Genomic DNA, 18,857 nt, shown 5'->3' on the forward strand with positions numbered 1-18,857 from the left:
AACCCGCGCCCGCGTCCCGAACGACCGTCGCCCCAACGATGCGGCTACTCGAAGCAGCCCGGGTCTCCGGCCCCGTAGCGCAGGATCTCGGGCTCAGGTTGCGACAGGTCGACCACGGTGGTCGGTTCCTTTCCACAGTCGCCAGCGTCGATCACCGCGTCGAGGAGATGGTCCAGCCGTTCCTTGATCTCCCACCCCTGGGTCATCGGCTCGTCCTCGCCAGGCAGCATCAGGGTGCTCGACACCAACGGCTCGCCGAGCTCGGCCAGCAGCGCCTGGACGACCGTGTGCCTGGGGACCCGTACGCCCACGGTGCGCTTCCTGGGGTGCAGCAGCCGGCGCGGCACCTCGCGGGTCGCCGGCAGGATAAAGGTGTAGCTGCCCGGGGTGCACGCCTTCACCATCCGGAAAACCGAGTTGCTGACCTGCACGAACTGGCCGAGTTGGGCGAAGTCACGGCACACCAAAGTGAAGTGATGCCGTTCGTCCAGCCGACGGATCTCCCGGATCCGATCCAGACCGGACCGGTTGCCCGGCTGACAACCGAACGCGAAGCACGAGTCCGTCGGGTAGGCGATCAAGCCGCCGCTGCGGATCAGGTCGACGACCTGCCGGAGGACCCGGGGCTGCGGGTTGTCCGGGTGCACGTCGTAGTACCTCGCCATACGCCCGAGACTAGGTGTTGCCCGGACGACGCGCCTCCCCCAGTTCTGGTACGGCCACCTCGACGCGGTCGCCGCAGTTCGCACGGTCAGGGGGTCGACGGCGGCGTCGTGGCGGTCAGCACGGTCGCCGCCGCGGCGAGGCCGAGGAGGCAGGTCAGGGCCGCGACGCCGGCCATCCGGCCCGCCCCCGGGGTGACGACCGTCGGACCCGGTGGCATCGACTTCCCGCGCGCCGTCGTGGCCGGTCGCCGCCCAGTAGGGCGGCGCGGTGGGACGCACCTGGCGAGGGCGAGCGCGCCCACGCACAGCGCCGGTGCCGCCACGGCCGGATAGGCCCAGCCGCCGAGCAGCGGGGTGAGCAGTCGCGCGCCGACGGCACCGGCCACCAGGAACGCCGCCGCCGTGCGCCGCCAGGCCAGCATGGTCCGCTCCAGTTGCAGGCCGGGGTCGCCGTCCAGGCGAGGGGGTGTCCCGGGTGGACCCGCCGACGCCGGGCGGTCCCCGTCGCGGGGTGCGGCGGCACGGCTCACCGGACGAGGCCGACCAGGATCAGTCCGGCCGCCAGGACCAGGCCCAGGCCGAGCGGCATCGCCAGCGCGGGTGGCGGCAGGCTCCGACCGAGGCGCAGCGCCGCCTCCGTACGCAGCCAGCCGATCCACGCCTGCACCGGGGCCGCGGCGCCGAGCACGATCAGCACGACGGCCGCGGCGCGGCGCAGCCCGGGCGCGATGGGCAGGGCCAGCGCCTCCAGGGCGATCCCGGCCGCGAAGAGCGCCAGCGACGTACGGATCCAGGCCAGGAAGGTGCGCTCGTTGGCGAGGCTGAACCGGGGGTCGGGATCGACGCCCCGGTCGAAGACCCGGCCGGGCCACCGGCGTCGCCCCGGCGTCCGCGAGGAGGTCTCGTCGTCCGTTTCGACTACCACAGGGCGGTCACTCCCTTTCCGACGGCGATGACGCTGCCGACCAAGGCCAGCCCGATGACCGATCCTCGGGCCCGCTCCTCCGGCAGCCAGCGGGACAGCACCTGACCTCCGGCGATGCCGACGGTCATCGCCACGCCGCAGGCCAGCAGCAGGGGCCAGGACAGCGCCGGCGTGCCCTTGGCTGCCAGCGACAGCACGTTGGTGACCAGGCCGACGACCTGCACGGTCGGCACGAAGCTGCGCTGGCCCCAGTCGGTGCTCACCGCGTAGACGGCCAGGGGCGGCCCGCCGGTGCCCGCGGTGGTGTTGAAGAACCCCGACGTGAAGCCCGACAACACCGGCCCGGCCCGGCCGCGGAGGAAGCGCAGCGGGTTGCCCCGGGCCACCCAGGCGACGGAGATCGCCGTGATCGAGCCGACGCCGATGAGCAGCAGCGGACCGGGCAGGGACGCCACCACCCAGGCGCCGAGGGGGACGGCGACCACGACGCCGACGATCATCTCCACGGCCAACCTGCGGTGCAGCGCCCGGAAGGTCGAGGCCAGGACGACGAGGTTGATCGCGGCGGAGAGCAGGTTCGCCAGCACGACACCGGTGAACGGGCCGAGGATGATGACCAGGAACGGCGCCGCGACCAGCGCGAAGCCGAGCCCGGTGACCCGCTGCATGGCCGCCCCGAGGGCGACCGCCACCACCGCGAGGGCGGCGCCGAGGAGGGCCACCGTCAGCGGGACACGGCGTCGTCAACCACGTCGCAGAGGCGGCGCAGCCGATCCACGGAGATGGTCCGCAGGTCGTCGGCCATCGTCGGGCTGCCGACGACCGACGCCCAGATCGCCCGGCCCGCCAGGAAGCCCGACGCCCCGGCCTGGCAGGCGAGGCGGACGGCGTCGGGGAAGAGTTCGGCGGGTACACCCGACGACAGCACCACCCAGGGCCCGGCGATGGACTCGCTCAGCCGGGAGCAGCCGGCGACGATCTCCGCCGGGGTGCCCTGCCCGGCGGTGGGGACCTCGGCCTTGTAGAGGTCGGCGCCGAGCGAGCCGAGTTCCCTGGCGGCGGCGAGGATGCCGGCGTCGTGGTCGAAGGCGCCGCCCTGGCGGGGGGCGCGGGACACCGGCTCGATGATGCTGACGAGTCCGTTGTCGCGGCACCGCCGCACGAAGTCCGTCACCAGGGCGATCCGGGGGGCGGGGTCCTCGTCGGGGCGCCAGAGCACGAGCAGCTTGAGCGCCTTGGCGCCCTGGGCGCGTACGGCGGCGGGGTCGACGTCGTCGTCGATGGCGACGTCGGCGACGAACTCGGTGGCGCTGGCGGTGAAGCGGTCGGCGGCGGCGATCAGGGCGCACTCGGCGGCGACGGCCTCCTCGGCGATGACGGCGTCCCAGCCGAACTGCTTGTCGACGAGGATCGCCGAGGCGTGGGGGCTCAGCGCGCGGGCCGCCGCGACCTTGAAGGCGGTGATCTGCTCGTCGGTCACCGGCTGGCTCTGGTGGGCGGCGAACATCGCCCGCAGGGCCTCCCGCTGGTCGACGGCGAGCATGGCGTAGCCGCCGGAGGGGCGGGCCAGAACGGTGGGCGACACGGTGGCGACGGTCATGGGGTACCTCCCGGGATTACCAAAGGACGTTGGCAACGTACCATCGGATGGTAGAAAAATAACATCCCTCGGTTGCTCTAAACTCTCCACCGAGCCCCGTGGGGTGACATCCGGCAGGAGGGCCCGGCGTGAGCGTGCAGACGTCCCGTTACGAGAGCGCCCCCCGGCGCCGCACGCAGATCATGGCCGCGCTGCGGCGGGCGGGCTTCCTCTCCGTGGCGGAGCTCAGCGCCCAGCTCGGCGTCTCGCAGATGACCGTCCGCCGCGACCTGCGCCAGCTCGCCGAGTCCCACGAGGTGACCCTCGTGCACGGCGGTGTCAGCCTGCCGCCCGGCGGTGTGGCCGGCCCCGGCTTCGCCTCCCGGGCGCAGACCCACACGCAGGCCAAACTCGCGATCGGGGCGGCCGCCGCCGCCCTGGTGCAGCCCGGCGACACCATCGGCATCGACAGCGGGACCACGGCCGCCGAGGTGGCCCACGCCCTGCCCGCCGAGTTCGAGGGATGCGTGGTCACCCACTCGGTGCCGGTGCTGGGGCACATGCTGTCGCGTCCGCGCGCCCGCGTCATCGGGATCGGCGGCGAGCTGCTGCACGACAACCAGGCGCTGGTCGGCTTCGCGGCCCTGGACCTGACCCGCCGCCTGCGGATCCGGATGCTCTTCCTCGGCGCCGGCGCCGTCGACGAGCGCGGGGTCTACGTGCGCTCGGAGATCGAGCTCAGCGCCAAGCACGCCCTGATGGAGATCGCCGACGAGATCGTCCTGGTGGTCGACGCGAGCAAGCTGACCGCCACCGCCCCGGTGCAGGTCTGCGGGCTCGACCGGATCGACAGCGTGGTCGTCGACGCGCCCCTGCCCGAGCCGGTCGCGACGACGGTGCGGCGCAACGGCATCCGCGTCATCACCGCCTGACTTTTCCGGCCCACTCCGCCACCGGCCGCCGGTCCGGCGGGCGGCACCGGGTGTCACGACGCCCTGCGGCGGGCCCTGCCGTCCCGGTAGCCCAGCGGCATGCCCGGCCGTCCAGCTAGCCCAGCGGCGGGCCCTGCCGTCCGCGTAGCCCTGCGGCGGGCCCGGCGGTCCGGGTAGCCCACCAGCACCACCGCGGCGACACGTCCCGTTGCGGGGCGCGTCGTCCTTTTTCGCCCGCCACCGCCGGTCACCGGGACGACCCAGTTTGTTTCCAGCCCTTGACGGGCGGATGAACGCCGGCTAGAACTGCATGCAGTTCTTCACAAGTGTGAGAGAGGCCTCATGGGACTCAGCGGAGATCTGCAGCACGCCCCGGACGTGGTCGACCAGGCCGCCCCCGCGGCCGGAAAGGCCGGCCCCTCGGTGGGCGCCGTGCGGCTGCCCGACGTCCCCGTCGCCGACGTGCGGTGCCGGGTGTTCCGCGCCCGGCCCGCCGAGCAGATCGCGATGTCCTTCGCCCCCCTGACCCACCGGGTGATGGTGCTGGTCGAGGTCGAGCTGGCCGACGGTTCGATCGGCGTCGGCGAGAGCTGGGCCAACTACCCGTCCTGGGCCTGGCGCGAGCGCATCGCCACGATCAGGGAGGGCGTGACGCCACTGCTGCTCGGCACGCGGCCGGCCGACCCCGCCGACGCGCAGCGGGCGCTGATGGCGAAGCTGGGTCCGCTGGGCCGCCAGTGGGGTGCGCCCGGCCCGATCCACCAGGCGGTGAGCGCGGTCGACATCGCGCTGTGGGACCTGGCCGCCCGGCACGCGGGGCGGAGCCTGGCGTCGCTGCTCACCACGCACCCCCGCACCGAACTGCCCGTCTACGGCTCCAGCCTCGGCCCCGCCGGGGTCGCCGAGACCGCGGCGCACTGCGGGGCGCTCGGGCTGACCGCCGTGAAGGTCAAGGTCGGCTTCGGCCGGGACCGGGACCTGGACAACGTCCGCACCACGCGGCGCGTCCTCGGCGACGGGGCGCAGATCTTCGCCGACGCCAACCAGGCGTGGTCGTTGCCCGAGGCGCTGCGGATGCTGCCGGCGCTGGCCGACCTGGGTGTCGCCTGGGTCGAGGAGCCGCTCGCCGGCGACCGGCCGGAGGAACTCGACGAACTCGGCACCCGCACCGGCATGCCCCTGGCCACCGGCGAGAACCTCTACGGCGCCGCGGCCTTCACCCCGTACCTGCGGGGCAGCGGGGTCACCATCGTGCAACCGGACCTCACCAAGGTCGGTGGGATCAGCGAGTACCTGACGGTGCTCCGGGCCGCCGAGGCCGCCGGCAAGACCGTCAACCCGCATCTGTACAACGGCGCGATCGCGACCGCCGCGACCGTGCAGGTGGCCGCCAGCAGCCCGGCGACGTCCCTCGTCGAGTGGGACGTCCGGTCCAACCCGCTGCGCCGGGCCGCCGACGAGTTCCTGACCGCCCACGGCACGGTCACCGTGCCCAACCGCCCCGGTCTCGGTATCGACCTCGATCCGGACCAGCTCGAGCCGTACGAGGAGCAGCTGTCGTGACCGATTCCCCGATCGTCGACGAGGTCCTGGCAACCCGGAGCGCGGTGCGCATCGGCGGCCGGGCGCTCCCGGGCGCCGTCACGGGGGCGCCCACCCTGCCCGTCGTCGACCCGTCCACCGGGACGGCCTTCGCCGAGGTCAGCACCGGCGGCTCGGCCGACGCCGCCCGCGCGCTCGCCGCCGCCACCGCCGCGCTGCCGGCCTGGGCGGCCACCCCGGTGGCGGAGCGCGCCGCGGCCCTGCGGGCCATCGCCGACGACATCGAGGCCCTGGCGACCCGCCCGGACTGGGCCGGGCTGATCACCCGGGAGACCGGCAAGCGGCTCGCCGAGTCCACCGCCGAGCTGGGGCTGACCGTGACCTACTTCCGGGTCATGGCCGACCTCGTCGAGCGGCAGGAGGAGCAACGGCTGACGGTGGTGCCGCAGCACGAGCACCGGGTCGCCGCCCGGCCGGTCGGGGTCGCGGCCGTACTCACCCCGTGGAACTTCCCGGTCTCCATCCCCGCCCGGAAGATCGCACCGGCACTCGCCGCGGGCTGCCCGGTGCTGTTCAAGCCCTCGGAGCTGGCTCCGCTGTCGTCGATGGTGCTCGCCGCGGTGTGCGAGCGGCACCTGCCCGACGGGGCGCTCGGCACCGTCCTCGGCACCCCGGCCGACGTCGTCTCCCCGTGGCTCGCGGCGCCGGCGGTGCGGGCGGTCTCGTTCACCGGTTCGACCCGGGTCGGTCGCCTGGTGGCCACCGAGGCGGCGCCGCGGTTCCTGCGTACGGTGATGGAGTTGGGCGGCTGCGCGCCGTTCGTCGTCCTCCCGGACGCCGACCCGCAGGCCGCGGCGCAGACCCTGATGGTCGCCAAGTACCGCAACAACGGCCAGTCCTGCATCGCGGCCAACCAGATCCTGGTCGCCCGGGAGGTGGCCGGGGAGTTCGTCGAGGCGTTCGTCGAGGCCACCCGCGCCCTGCGCGTCGGCGATCCCCGGGACCCCGGCACCGACATCGGCCCGCTCGCCCCGGCGGGCGACCCGGCGCGCATGGCCGCTCTGGTCGACGAGGCCGTCGCCCGGGGCGCCCGTGCCGTCGCGCCGCACGGCGCGGCGCCGTCCGCCGGGCACTACGCCGCCCCGACGGTGCTGCTCGACGCGCCCGTGGACAGCCGCGCCATGACCGGTGAGATCTTCGGACCGGTCGCGCCGGTGCACGTCTACGACGACCTCGACGCGGCGTTGGCGGTGCACCACGCCACGGGCTACGGGCTCGCCGGCTACGTGTGCGGCACCGACCTGGACGCCGCGCGGGCGGTCGCCGACCGGCTGCGCGCCGGCATCGTCGGGATCAACACGGGCACGCCGAACACGCCGTGGGTGCCGTTCGGCGGGCTCGGTGACTCGGGCGTCGGCTACGAGGGCGGCCGGCCGGGCCTGGAGGCGTTCCAGACCCACCTCAGTGTCGCCTCCCGCCCGGTGGGGGCCTGAGCGTCATGCGCCTGCTCATCGGCCAGACCGGCGCGCCGACCGCCGTCGTCAACGCGAGCCTGCGCGGCTTCCTGGAGGGCGCCGAGGGACACGAGGTCCTCGCCCTGCGCGGGGGCCCCGACGGTCTCGTCGACGGCCGGCTCACCCCGGTCACCCTCGCCGACGTCCCGCCAGCCTGGACCCACCGCGGCGGGTCCTGGCTCGGCGCCGGTCGCCGGGCGGTCACCGGCGACGACCTCGACGCGGCGGTCGCGACGCTCGCCGAGCACCGCGTCGAGGGGGTCGCGCTGATCGGCGGCAACGGCACGATGGCGCTGCTGCGGGCCCTCACCGAACGCGCCGAGCAGGCCGGGTTGCCCCTGTGCACCGCGGGCATCCCCAAGACCGTCGACAACGACCTGGTCGGCGTCGACCACTGCCCGGGATTCGGCTCCGCCGCGCGCTACCTGACCCGGGTCGTGCCCGACCTCGCCCGCGACCACGCGGCCATGCGGGCGATCGAGCCGGTACGCATCGTGGAGACCCTGGGCCGGTCGGTGGGCTGGCTGGCGCTGGCCGCGACGTGGCACCGGGAGGACCCGGCACACGCACCGCACCTCGTCCTGCTGCCGGAGGTGCCGTTCGACCGGGCGGACTTCCTGCGCCAGGTCGACGACGCCCTGCACGCGCACGGCCGCGCGTTCGTGGTGACCAGCGAGGGCGCCGCCCGCGAGCTGACCGACGAGCCCTTCGAGGCGGCCAACCACACCAGGATCCTGCTGGGCGGGGTGTCCCGCCGGCTCGCCGCGCTGGTCACCGCCGAACTCGGGGTCGCCGCCCGCGGCGAGGTCCTCGGCATGGTGCAGCGCTCGGCCGGCGCCCTGGCCGGCGACGTCGACCGCCGGGAGGCGACCGAGGCCGGACGGCACGCCGCGCGGCTGCTCGCGGACGGGCGCAGCGGACTCATGGTCGGCCTGCACCGCGTCGGCACCGACCCCTACGCCGCCGGGTACGACCCGGTGCCACTGGCCCAGGTGGCCGGCCACACCCGACCGGTACCCGCGCCGTGGCGCACGACCGACCCCGCCGACCTCGGCGACTTCCACGACTGGCTCACCCCTCTCATCGCCTGAGTGACCCCTCCATCGAAAGGCAGGCACATGCGGCACAGGTACCTGAGCGCGGCGCTCGCCCTGGCCCTGGTCGGCGGACTCACCGCCGGCTGCGGCTCGGACTCCGCCGGCTCCGCCAACGAGATCAACCTGATCATGTCGAACCACCCCTGGCAGCGGGCGATCGAGCCGTTGATCGACGACTTCGAGAAGGAGTCGGGCGTCACGGTGAAGGTCCAGACGTTCGCCGAGCAGCAGATGCGCGACAAGGTGCAGCTCAACCTCCAGTCGCGCAGTGCCTCGATGGACGTGTTCATGACGCTGCCCTCCCGTGAGGGCCCCCAGTTCGCCAAGTCCAACTACTACGAGCCGCTGGACGACCACGTCGGCAAGGCGGGGGCGGACTACGACGTCGACGACTTCCCGGCCGCCGTACGGGCCGGCATGACCGTGGACGACAAGCTGATCGCCGCGCCGATCAACGTCGAGGGCGTGGTGCTGTACTACCGCACCGACCTGTTCGACAAGTACGGCGTCACGCCGCCGAAGACGCTCGACGAGCTGACCACCGCCGCCGAGACGATCAAGCAGAAGTCCGGCGGCAGCGTCACCCCGATCGCGTTGCGCGGGCAGTCCGCGGCGCTGCCGTTCACCTTCGGCCCGTTCCTGCACTCGCAGGGCGTGAGCTGGACCAAGCCCGACGGCACGCCCAACTTCGACGACCCCAAGGCGATCGAGGCGATCGACCGCTACGCCACCCTGGCCCGCGAGTACGGCCCGCCCGGCGTCGTGAACAACACCTTCACCCAGTCCTCGGCCCTGTTCGCCGCCGGCAACGCCGCCATGGAGCTGGAGTCGAGCAACGAGGTCAGCAGCATCGTCGACCCCAAGACCTCCAAGATCGCGGACAAGATCGGCGTCCTCGACTTCCCGGCCGGCGCCGCCGGTTCCAAGACCACCGTGCTGTCCTGGGGCCTGTCGGTCTCCTCGTTCTCGAAGAACAAGGACGCGGCGTGGAAGTTCGTGCAGTGGGCCACCAGCGCGAAGACGCAGCTGGAGCTCACCAAGTCCGGCATCGCCCCGCCGCGCACCTCGGTCAGCCAGGACCCCGCCTACACCGCCACGCTCAACACCGAGACGCTCAAGCAGTGGAACGCGGCGCTGACGAAGGCGCAGACCGACGGTGACACCGAGGTCGGGCCGGTGGGTGTCGCGGCCCCCGAGATGCGCAAGGTCATCGGCGACGCGGTGGGCACCGTGATCCTCGGCCGGGCGAGCGCCGCGGACGCGGCCAAGCAGATCCAGGACGGCCTCACCCCGCTGCTGGCGAAGAACAGCGAGTAGGAGCCTCATGAGCACCGACACGACGACGAAACGCCCGACCGGCCCCCGCCCCGCCAGCACGGCGGGGCGGGGGGCGGGGCGCCGGCCGAGAAGGACGGTGCATCCGACCGCCCGGGGGATCTGGCCCTTCGTGGTGCCGGCCGCCGTGGTCACCGCCCTGCTGGTCCTGCTGCCGATCGCGTACACCGTCTGGTTGTCGGTGACCGACCGGCAGTCCGACGGCACGAACACGGGCTTCCTCGGGTTCGACAACTACGCCCAGATGTTCGCCAACCCGGCGTTCTACAACTCCCTGAAGGTCACGCTCTTCCTCTTCGTGGTGTGCCTCGCCGTGGAGACCGTGCTGGGACTCGCGCTCGGCTACGTGATGAGCCTGGACGTGCCCGGCCGGCGCGTCTTCCAGGGCATGATGCTCATCCCGGCGATCACCGCGTCGGTGGCGGTCGGCCTGCTCTGGCTGCTGATCATGGATCCGTCGCTGGGGGCGGCCAACGAACTGCTGGCCGTCATCGGGATCGACCCCGTGGTCTGGCTCGGTGACCCGTCCATCGCGCCCTGGTCCATCGCGCTCGTGGACATCTGGCAGTGGACGCCGTTCATGGCGCTGATCATCTCCGCCGGCATCCGGTCGTTGCCGGAGGAGCCGTTCGAGGCGGCGGCCATCGACGGGGCGAGCGGCTGGCGTACCGCGTGGAACATCGGTCTGCCCCTGCTGCGGCCGGTGCTGATCGTCGCGATGCTGCTGCGCACCGTCGACCTGGTCCGCTTCTTCGACACCATCTACATCATGACCCAGGGCGGGCCGGTCGACTCGACGAACACCCTCAACGTGTACGGCTACAACGAGGCGTTCATCAACCAGGCGCCCAGCTACGCCGCCGCCCTGCAGATCGCCCTGCTGGTGCTCGTCGTACTGATCGCCACCGTCTTCACCCTGGTCCGAAGGAGGGCCGCGAAATGAGCGCGGGCAAGCGGCTGGTCGGCGTCTACACCGCGTACTTCCTGTTCGCCGTGGTCTTCTTCGGCCCGGTGCTGTTCATGCTCTGGTCGTCGCTGCGGCGCAACGTCGACATCACCGGCTCCCTGTTCGACGTGGCCTCGCCACTGACGCTGGAGAACTTCACCAACCTGTTCGAGCGGTTCGAGTTCGGCCGCTACATCGTCAACAGCTTCATCGTGGCCGGCGGCTCCACCCTGCTCGGCCTGGTGCTTGGCGCACCGGCCGCGTACGTGATCGTCCGGCGGCAACTGAACACGTTGGGCTTCGTGACGTTGCTCGCCCGGATGGCACCCGGCGTGCTGTTCGTGCTGCCGCTGTTCGTGCTCTCCATCCGGATCGACGCCCCGTCGAACACGGGGCTCAACTACGCCCTGCTCATCGTGGCGCATTTGATCGTCACGCTGCCGCTGTGCATCTGGCTGCTGATCCCGTTCTTCGAGGAGATCCCGATCAGCATCGAGGAGTCGACGCTCATCGACGGCGCCTCCACCTGGCAGCGGTTCCGCATGGTGGTGCTGCCGCTCGCCATGCCCGGCGTCTCGGTGGCACTCACGCTCAGCTTCGTCTTCTCCTGGAACTACTTCCTGTTCGCCCTGGCGCTCGCCAACGACCAGACGCTGCCGCTGACGGTCATCGCCTTCAACTTCATCGGCCAGGGATCGAACGACTTCGGCGGTCTGATGGCCGCCAGCACGCTCATCTCAGCGCCGGCCCTACTGCTGACGATCTTCGCGCAGCGGTGGCTGGTGCGTGGAATCACCGGAGGTGCCGTCAAGTGACGACCACCAGTGTCCGTGCCCGCTTCCTGGGCGACGGACGGATCGACTTCGAGCGGGCCACGCTCGGCCCGGTCGCGAACGGGCAGGTACGCGTACGCGTCGACGTCTGCGCCCTCTGCGGCTCGGACAAGCGGCTGCTGCGGTCGGGCTCACCCGTGGTGCCGGGGCACGAGATCGCCGGCACCGTGGTCGACGTCGGCGCGGACGTCACCGTGCCCGTCGGGACCCGCGGCATCGTCTACATCCCGGTCTTCTGCGGTACGTGCCGGCGCTGCGCCGCCGGCCGCACCAACCAGTGCCTGCACCTGCGGGAGCTGATCGGCTGGCAGCGCGACGGCGGGTTCGCCGAGCACGTCGACGTGCCGGCCCGCTGCCTGCTGCCGGTGCCCGACGACGTGCCGCTGGACACGGCGGTGCTGGGTCTGGACACCGTGGGCACCGCCGCGCACGCCCTGCGCCTGTGGCAGCGCACCCAGCCCGACGGCGTCGACCGGGCGCTGGTCATCGGCGCCGGCCCGTTGGGCCTCGGGGTCGTCGCCGTGGCGGGCGCCTTCGGCGTCGGCGAGGTGGACGCCTTCGACCCGCACGAGGGTCGCCTCGCCACGGCCGTCGAGCTGGGCGCCCGGGCCGCCGGCGACCTGGCGGCGGAGAACCAGTACGACCTCGTGGTCGAGGTCAGCGGCGCCGCGGCGGCCCGGGAGACCGCGCAGCGGGTGGTCGCGCCCGGCGGCGCGGTGATCGCCCTCGGCGAGTCCGACGAGCCCTACACGATGCCCGCGACGCCCCGCTGGCGGCGCACCGACTGCTACACGGTGCGTTCCTTCTACTTCCCCACCAGCGAGGTCGAGGCGAACTGGGACCTGCTGCGCGGCCACGGCGCCGCGCTGCGGGACCGGCTGACGGTGCCGGTGACCCTCGCCGAGCTGCCGGACGCCTTCGCCCGCTTCGTCGCCGGCGACTACTTCAAACCCTGCATCGTGTCGGAGGACGCCTCATGAACCAGCCGCAGCACCTGCTCATCCTCGCGGTCGACCAGCGTCCCTGGCTCACCCAGGCGCTCTACGGCCACACCGGCACCGCCACGCGCGGCCAACGCGCGGCGATCGCCGACGGCAAGCACATGGTGGTGGAGGGTCTCCTCGCGGCGCTCGCGGACGAGCCGAGGCTCGCCGCGCACGCCGGCATCCTCGTCGACGCGACGCTCGGCCCCGGTGTGGCCGAGCGGGCCCACGCCAACGGGGTGACCGTGAGCATGCCGCTCGAACGCGGTGGTTGCGAGATCTACGAGACCGAGCCGGCCGACCTCAGGTCCCACCTGGAGCACCACGGACCGGAGCTGCCCAAGGTCCTGGTCCGCTACAACGTCGAGGGCGACGTCGACGGCAACCGCGTCCAACGTGCCCGGCTGGCCGAGGTGTCCACGACGGTCCGCGACACCGGTGGCCGTTTCCTGTTCGAGCTGCTCGTGCCGCCCACGCCCGCGCAGCTCGACGCCGTCGGCGGCGACCCGGGACGGTTCGAGCGGGAACTGCGTCCCGCGCTGGTGCACCGCGCGATGACCGAGCTGCTCGAGGAGGTGCCGGTGGACGTCTGGAAGCTGGAGCACCTCGACCGGCAGGAGCACTACCGCACCGCGGCCCGGATCGCGGCCGAGGCCGGCGGCGAGTGCATCCTGCTCGGCGCCAACGCGCCGGCGGCGCGGGTCGAGGGGTGGCTCGCCGACGCCGCCGCCGCCGGATTCACCGGCTTCGCTATCGGGCGTAGCATCTGGTGGGACGCGCTGCGCGGGCTGCTCGCCGGGGACCTGGCCCGCCCTCAGGCGGTGGCGGCGGTCGCCGCGAACTATCGCGGATTCGCCGCCGCGTTCCTCGCCGCGGTGCCGGTCGGGCCCGAGCCGCACGAGTGAGGACACCAGTGACGCCACCTTCCCCGCCCCGGCCCCCCGCCGCGACGCTGCCGGCGCCCGCCACCGCGCCCGCGCAGGAGGCGGACCCGCACACCGGTGAGCGGGTCGGCGAGCTGCTCTACCGGACGCTGCGCGACCGGATCATCTCCGGCGAGCTGCGGCCCGGCACCCGGCTGAGCGTCCCGGCGTTGGCCGAGGAGTTCCGGGTGAGCCGCAGCCCCGTGCGCGACGCGGTGATCCGCCTGGTGCAGGACGAACTGGCGCGCGAGACCCTCAACCGCGGCGCGGTCGTCGCCCGCATTGAGGGCGAGGAGCTGGTCAGCCTCTACGAGGCCCGCGAGGCTCTGGAGTGGGCGGTGGCCCGGCTGGCGGCGCAGCGGTACAGCCCGGCGCTGCGCCGCCGCCTGCTCGCCCTGATCACCGAGCACCGGCAGGTCGCGGCGGACGGCGACTTCGCCCGCCACATCGAGCTCGACGCCGCGTTCCACCGGGAGATCCGGCAGGCCGCGCAGAGCCCGGTGCTGACCCGGATGCTCGACGGCGTCCAGAGTCGGGTCCTGATCGCGATGCGCTCGACCAGCCTCACCGGCGGCATGGCCCAGGCCGTCGCCGACCACCAGGCCATCTTCGAGGCGCTCTGCTCGGGTGACCCCGACGCCGCGGGTGAGGCCGCCCGGGCGCACATCCGCCGACTCAAGGAGCTGCTTCGTGCCGCTTACTGAAGCCCGCACGATCGCCGCCGTCCGGTGCCACGGTCCGGGCGACGTACGCGTCGAGCAGCTGCCCGAGCGCGCCCCGGGCCCCGGCGAGGTGGCCATCGAGCCCCTGGCCGTCGGGGTCTGCGGCACGGACGGCCACATCGTCGGCGGCAGCTTCCCGGCGGCCCGCCCGGTCGTGCTGGGCCACGAGGTCTGCGGACGGGTGCGGGAGGTCGGCCCCGGGGTCGACCGGCTCGCGCCCGGCGACCTCGTGACCGTCGAGCCCCACGACTACTGCACCGCCTGCGCGTACTGCCGGCTGGGGCAGGAACACCTCTGCGACGCCAAGCGGGGCTACGGCGTACGGCTCGACGGCGGGATGACCGAACGCATGGTCGTGCCGGCACGGATCGCCTACCGGCTGCCCCCGGACACCCCACCGTGGATCGGCGCCCTCACCGAGCCGCTCGCGTGCTGCATCCACGGCATGGACCAGCTCGCGCCCCGCTCCGGCCTGCCCGTGCTCGTCTACGGCGCGGGCCCGGCGGGGGCGATGATGGTGGCGCTGGCCCGCTCCCGGGGGCTCGCCCCCGTCGTCGTCATGGATCCCCGCCCGGACCGCCGCGACCTCGCGCTGCGCATGGGAGCCGACGCCGCCCTCGATCCGACCGACCCGGCCAGCGAGGCGGCGGCCCGGGCCCTGACCGACGGCCTGGGCTTCCCGTACGTCGTCGACGCCGTCGGCTCGGCGCGCCTGCTGGAGTCCGCGATCGGCATGGCCAGCCGCGGCGGCCGGATCCTGGTCTTCGGTGTCGCCCGGCCGGACGAGGAGGCCCGGGTACGCCCCAACGAGGTCTTCGCGCGTGAGCTGACCATCGTGGGGGCGGTCATCAACCCGTACACCCACCACCGCGCCGTGGGCATGCTTCCGACGCTCGGTCTGGACCGGCTGCGGCCGGCGTTCTTCCCGTTGGAGAAGGTCTCGCAGGCGCTCGAGGCCCAGGCCGTCGGACAGGCCGACAAGGTCTTCGTCGCCCCGCACGGCGTCGAGGCCGCCCGCCGGTAGCCAGGCGGAAGCGGGCGGGTCCACCCGTGCGACGCCACCGGGGCCGGGCCCCGGTGGCGTCGCACGGCGTTGCCGACTTTTGACCGTCCGGACGAAAGTTCAGACGATCTCGCACAAACATCTAGACATTTAGATTTAAGAATCATAGTGTTGCCCTCACCAGGCAGCGGCGTGCCAGGCCAACCATCAGGACATGACAACGATGTCCGTTCGATGTCCGGGCCCGCCGCTGAGCCCGAGCGCCGCGCGACGACGTACGTCGTTGTCCCGCTCCCCTGGAGGAGAAGAATGCTCGGATCGTCCCGACGAGCACGCGTACCCCTCGCAAGCGCCTTCACCGTTGTCGTCGCCCTCGCCGGCCTGTGGCTGTCCCCGCCGAGCGCGGGTGCGGCTCCGCCGCCGCAGGAACCCGGTGTCACCCTGCGCGTCTTCGACCTGCAGGTGCCGCTCAACAACCTCTGCACCCTGAAGGCCGGCCAGACACCGAACGTCGACAAGCTCATGCCGACGGTCGACTGGACGAGCGCGGCCGACTTCGGCATCGAGGACCACTTCCTGGTCCACGTCCTCGGCAACGTCAACATCACCCAGGCCGGCAGCTACACCTTCCGGCTCATCAGCGACGACGGCTCCCGCCTGCTGATCGACGACACGCTGATCGTCGACCACGACGGCGCGCACGGCCCGGAACCGAAGGACGGCGCCGTCGACCTGACCACCGGATACCACTCCCTGCGCATCGAGCACTTCGAGCGTACGGGCGGCCAGCAGCTCACGTTGCAGTGGCGTACGCCAGGCTCCAGCACGTTCGTGACCGTCCCCAACTCGGCACTGAGCACCGACGCCGGCGTCGTCCGGGTGACCGCGCCCGGCCGCAAGGAGTGCGAGGCCAGTGGCGACTCCCCCGGCGACGGGCTGCCGCTCACGTCGGTGCACCCGAACTACACCCTGACCGACCTGCGCCCGAGTGGTTTCCAGCCGCAGGTCACCGGGTTCGACTGGTTCCCCGACGGCCGGCTGGCCGTGGCCACCTGGGGCGGTTCCCTAACCACCGTGGGCGAGGTCTGGATCCTCGGCAACGTCACCGGCAGCACCAGCCCCGGCCAGGTGACCCGGCAACGGGTGGCCACAGGGCTCCAGGAGCCGATGGGGCTCAAGATCGTCGACGGGAAGATCTACGTCTCGGAGAAGGCGAAGCTCACCGAACTCAACGACACCAACGGCGACGGGGTGACCGACCAGTACCGCACCGTGGCCACCTGGCCGTTCGGCAGCAACTTCCACGAGTTCGGGTTCGGCCTGCTGTACCGGGACGGCTACTTCTACCTGAACCTCTCGGTCTCCATCAACTACGGCGGCGCCACGACCGACCCGCAGCCGGCCCCGAACCGGGGCACGACCATCAGGGTGAACCGGAGCACCGGCGCGATCGACTACGTGGCCGGCGGCCTGCGCACCCCGCACGGCATCGGCTGGGGCCCGGAGGGCGACATCTTCGTCACCGACAACCAGGGCGGCTGGCTGCCGTCGTCGAAGCTCGTGCACGTCAAGCAGGGCCGCTTCTTCAACCACTACATGAACCCGGCCGGCCCGTTCGACAACAACCCGGTCACCCCGCCGGTCCTCTGGCTGCCGCAGAACGAGATCGGCAACTCGCCGAGCACCCCCGTCATGCTCAACCAGGGCCCGTTCGCCGGGCAGATGCTCATCGGCGACGTCACCTACGGCGGGCTCCAGCGCGCGTACCTGGAGAAGGTCAACGGCGAGTACCAGGGCGCGCTGTTCCGGATGACCCAGGGCCTGGAGGCGGGGGTGTCCGAGGTGTCCGTCGGGCCCGACGGCGCCATCTACACCGGCGGCCTGCACGGCGGCGGCAACTGGGGGCAGGAGGGCAAGCTCAGCTACGGCCTGCAGAAGATCAGCCCCAACGGCGGCAACAACTTCGACATGCGGGCGATGCGGGCCCTGCCCAACGGCTTCGAGATCGAGTACACCCAGCCCCTGTCGGCGACGACCGCCGCCGCGCTGGCCAGCAAGTACCGGGTCAAGCAGTGGCGCTACGTGGCGACGGCCGCGTACGGCGGGCCGAAGATCGACGAGGAGACGCTGTCGGTCTCCTCGGCCACCCTGTCGGCCGACGGGAAGACCGTCACGTTGGCGATCAACGGCCTAAAGGCCGGCCGGGTGGTGCACGTCCGCTCGCCCCGGCCCTTCTCGGCGAGCAACGGCCAGTCGCTCTGGAGCACCGAGGTGTGGTACACGCTCAACGCCATCCCGGGTCAGCAGCCGCCCGTCAACCTCGCGCTCGGCAGGGCGGCGACCGCCGACAGCTCGTGCTCGCCCACCGAGGGCCCGGCCAGGGCCGTCAACGGGACGACCACCAGCGGCAACCTCGACAAGTGGTGTTCGACGGGCGCGACCAAGTGGATGCAGGTCGACCTGGGTGCCAACCAGAGCCTGAACCGCTTCGTCGTACGGCACGCGGGCGCCGGCGGCGAGAACACCGCCTGGAACACCCGCGACTTCACCATCCAGACCAGCACCAACGGCACCTCCTGGACGACCACGACGAACATCACCGCCAACACCGCCAACACCACCACCCACGACATCTCCCCCACCCAGGCCAGATACGTCCGACTCAACGTCACCAAGGCCACCAACACCTCCGACAACGCGGCCCGGATCTACGAGTTCGAGGCCTACGGCGGGCAGACCGCGACCGGGAACCTCGCGCTGGGCAGGGCGGCGACGGCCGACAGTTCCTGCTCGGCCACCGAGGGCCCGGCCAGGGCCGTGAACGGCAGCGTGTCCGGCGGGAACAGTGACAAATGGTGTTCGACGGGCACCACCAAATGGCTGCAGGTCGACCTGGGCACCACCCGCAGCGTGAACCGGTTCGTCGTACGCCACGCCGGCGCCGGCGGCGAGAACACCGCCTGGAACACCCGCGACTTCACCATCCAGACCAGCACCAACGGCACCTCCTGGACGACCACGACGAACATCACCGCCAACACGGCCAACACCACCACCCACGACATCTCCCCCACCCAGGCCAGATACGTCCGACTCAACGTCACCAAGGCCACCAGCACCTCCGACAACGCGGCCCGGATCTACGAGTTCGAGGTCCACGGCCCCGCAGGCGACACCGGCCGCGTCACGCTCCTCGACGGGTCCCACCTCGACAACTTCGAGAGCACCAACGGCACCCCGGCCACGTGGCCGCTGGCCAAGGGCGGCGTGGAGGTCCTCGGCGGCGACATCCGCAGCCGGCGCGCGTTCGGTGACTTCCGGCTGCACGTCGAGTTCTGGCTGCCCAACCTCCCGCCGGACGTCACCGGTCAGGCCCGCGCCAACAGCGGGATCTACCTCCAGGACCGCTACGAGCTCCAGGTCCTGGACTCCTTCGGCGACACCACCCCGGCCAACGACGAGGGCGGCGCCATCTACGGAAAGATCGCGCCATCGGTCAACGCGGCCAGCGCGCCGGAGACGTGGCAGACCTACGACGTCACCTTCCGGGCGGCCCGCTTCGACAGCGCCGGGGTGAAGACGGAGAACGCCCGGGTCACGGTCGTGTGGAACGGCGTCACCGTCCACGACAACGCGGTGATCAACGGGCCCACGGGCAACGGCGCCCCGGAGGGACCCTCGGTGGGGCCGATCCGGCTGCAGGACCACGGCGACCCGGGCCTCAACGTCCACTACCGCAACATCTGGGTCGAGCCGACGAGCTGACCGTACGCCCGGGGCGGGGCGACCGCGCGGGTCGCCCTGCCCCCGGCCCGCATCCCGCGCAGGCCTGAAGAATCCCCGTCCGTCGCACGGGCC

General features: G+C 72.5%; 17 protein-coding genes. 12 read left to right on the forward strand and 5 right to left on the reverse strand.

From position 1 onward, the window contains the following. Positions 1–44: 44 nt before the first annotated feature. The 5 genes from OG989_RS23955 to OG989_RS23975 all read right to left on the reverse strand — a co-directional run bounded on the left by OG989_RS23955 (position 45) and on the right by OG989_RS23975 (position 3,190). A complete protein-coding gene (locus tag OG989_RS23955) occupies positions 45–665 on the reverse strand; it encodes an L-threonylcarbamoyladenylate synthase (RefSeq protein WP_151452641.1) in 621 nt (206 codons plus the stop codon). Positions 666–751: 86 nt separating this feature from the next. Continuing rightward, entirely contained in the window at positions 752–1,195 is a 444-nt protein-coding gene (locus OG989_RS23960; RefSeq protein ID WP_151452642.1) for a DUF202 domain-containing protein, read from the reverse strand. After that, positions 1,192–1,590, reverse strand: coding sequence for a YidH family protein (locus OG989_RS23965; protein ID WP_327028526.1), 399 nt, complete (start codon positions 1,588–1,590; stop codon positions 1,192–1,194). The genes OG989_RS23960 and OG989_RS23965 overlap by 4 nt, the downstream gene beginning before the upstream one ends. After that, positions 1,584–2,312, reverse strand: coding sequence for a sulfite exporter TauE/SafE family protein (locus OG989_RS23970; RefSeq protein ID WP_327028527.1), 729 nt, complete (start codon positions 2,310–2,312; stop codon positions 1,584–1,586). The genes OG989_RS23965 and OG989_RS23970 overlap by 7 nt, the downstream gene beginning before the upstream one ends. Positions 2,313–2,314: 2 nt before the next feature. Next, positions 2,315–3,190 carry an aldolase gene (locus OG989_RS23975; protein WP_151452645.1) on the reverse strand — a complete coding sequence of 292 codons (876 nt, stop codon included), beginning with the start codon at positions 3,188–3,190 and terminating at the stop codon, positions 2,315–2,317. A gap of 128 nt (positions 3,191–3,318) precedes the next feature. Here OG989_RS23975 and OG989_RS23980 point away from each other — a divergent pair, with 128 nt between their 5' ends. The 12 genes from OG989_RS23980 (at position 3,319) to OG989_RS24035 (ending at position 18,764) form a co-directional block, all read left to right on the forward strand. Beyond that, positions 3,319–4,101, forward strand: coding sequence for a DeoR/GlpR family DNA-binding transcription regulator (locus tag OG989_RS23980; protein WP_151452646.1), 783 nt, complete (start codon positions 3,319–3,321; stop codon positions 4,099–4,101). 342 nt (positions 4,102–4,443) lie between these two features. Further along, positions 4,444–5,664: a mandelate racemase/muconate lactonizing enzyme family protein gene (locus tag OG989_RS23985; RefSeq protein WP_327028528.1), complete on the forward strand. Its 1,221-nt coding sequence runs from the start codon at positions 4,444–4,446 to the stop codon at positions 5,662–5,664. Then, positions 5,661–7,136: an aldehyde dehydrogenase family protein gene (locus tag OG989_RS23990; RefSeq protein ID WP_327028529.1), complete on the forward strand. Its 1,476-nt coding sequence runs from the start codon at positions 5,661–5,663 to the stop codon at positions 7,134–7,136. Before OG989_RS23985 ends, OG989_RS23990 begins: the two co-directional genes overlap by 4 nt. A gap of 5 nt (positions 7,137–7,141) precedes the next feature. Continuing rightward, positions 7,142–8,248, forward strand: coding sequence for a diphosphate--fructose-6-phosphate 1-phosphotransferase (locus OG989_RS23995; protein ID WP_151452649.1), 1,107 nt, complete (start codon positions 7,142–7,144; stop codon positions 8,246–8,248). Between the two features lie 27 nt (positions 8,249–8,275). Then, positions 8,276–9,571 (forward strand): ABC transporter substrate-binding protein, encoded by a 1,296-nt coding sequence (locus tag OG989_RS24000; RefSeq protein WP_327028530.1) that lies wholly within the window; start codon positions 8,276–8,278, stop codon positions 9,569–9,571. A 97-nt stretch (positions 9,572–9,668) separates the two neighbouring features. Continuing rightward, complete coding sequence (locus OG989_RS24005; RefSeq protein WP_192581238.1) at positions 9,669–10,532, forward strand: carbohydrate ABC transporter permease; 864 nt, start codon at positions 9,669–9,671, stop codon at positions 10,530–10,532. Then, the gene (locus OG989_RS24010; RefSeq protein ID WP_151452652.1) at positions 10,529–11,350 is read left to right on the forward strand and encodes a carbohydrate ABC transporter permease; all 822 of its coding nucleotides are present in this window, start codon (positions 10,529–10,531) and stop codon (positions 11,348–11,350) included. Before OG989_RS24005 ends, OG989_RS24010 begins: the two co-directional genes overlap by 4 nt. Beyond that, positions 11,347–12,348: an alcohol dehydrogenase catalytic domain-containing protein gene (locus OG989_RS24015; RefSeq protein WP_192581239.1), complete on the forward strand. Its 1,002-nt coding sequence runs from the start codon at positions 11,347–11,349 to the stop codon at positions 12,346–12,348. Before OG989_RS24010 ends, OG989_RS24015 begins: the two co-directional genes overlap by 4 nt. Further along, a complete protein-coding gene (locus OG989_RS24020) occupies positions 12,345–13,256 on the forward strand; it encodes a 2-deoxy-5-keto-D-gluconate 6-phosphate aldolase domain-containing protein (protein WP_327028531.1) in 912 nt (303 codons plus the stop codon). Before OG989_RS24015 ends, OG989_RS24020 begins: the two co-directional genes overlap by 4 nt. A gap of 8 nt (positions 13,257–13,264) precedes the next feature. Continuing rightward, a complete protein-coding gene (locus OG989_RS24025) occupies positions 13,265–13,978 on the forward strand; it encodes a GntR family transcriptional regulator (RefSeq protein ID WP_327028532.1) in 714 nt (237 codons plus the stop codon). After that, the gene (locus tag OG989_RS24030) at positions 13,965–15,020 is read left to right on the forward strand and encodes an alcohol dehydrogenase catalytic domain-containing protein (protein ID WP_327028533.1); all 1,056 of its coding nucleotides are present in this window, start codon (positions 13,965–13,967) and stop codon (positions 15,018–15,020) included. Before OG989_RS24025 ends, OG989_RS24030 begins: the two co-directional genes overlap by 14 nt. A gap of 288 nt (positions 15,021–15,308) precedes the next feature. Then, positions 15,309–18,764, forward strand: a complete 3,456-nt coding sequence (locus OG989_RS24035; protein WP_327028534.1) for a discoidin domain-containing protein — start codon at positions 15,309–15,311, stop codon at positions 18,762–18,764. Positions 18,765–18,857: the final 93 nt, after the last annotated feature.

The sequence above is a fragment of the Micromonospora sp. NBC_01740 genome, assembly GCF_035920365.1.
GTDB lineage: Bacteria > Actinomycetota > Actinomycetes > Mycobacteriales > Micromonosporaceae > Micromonospora > Micromonospora reichwaldensis.

What these genes read in the sequence shown, in the direction of transcription:
- OG989_RS23975 (WP_151452645.1), bottom strand. Translation starts at nt 3,190, where the DNA reads ATGACCGTCGCCACCGTGTCGCCCACCGTTCTGGCCCGCCCCTCCGGC.
- OG989_RS24010 (WP_151452652.1), top strand. Translation starts at nt 10,529, where the DNA reads ATGAGCGCGGGCAAGCGGCTGGTCGGCGTCTACACCGCGTACTTCCTG.
- OG989_RS24020 (WP_327028531.1), top strand. Translation starts at nt 12,345, where the DNA reads ATGAACCAGCCGCAGCACCTGCTCATCCTCGCGGTCGACCAGCGTCCC.
- OG989_RS24000 (WP_327028530.1), top strand. Translation starts at nt 8,276, where the DNA reads ATGCGGCACAGGTACCTGAGCGCGGCGCTCGCCCTGGCCCTGGTCGGC.
- OG989_RS23985 (WP_327028528.1), top strand. Translation starts at nt 4,444, where the DNA reads ATGGGACTCAGCGGAGATCTGCAGCACGCCCCGGACGTGGTCGACCAG.
- OG989_RS23995 (WP_151452649.1), top strand. Translation starts at nt 7,142, where the DNA reads ATGCGCCTGCTCATCGGCCAGACCGGCGCGCCGACCGCCGTCGTCAAC.
- OG989_RS23955 (WP_151452641.1), bottom strand. Translation starts at nt 665, where the DNA reads ATGGCGAGGTACTACGACGTGCACCCGGACAACCCGCAGCCCCGGGTC.
- OG989_RS24035 (WP_327028534.1), top strand. Translation starts at nt 15,309, where the DNA reads ATGCTCGGATCGTCCCGACGAGCACGCGTACCCCTCGCAAGCGCCTTC.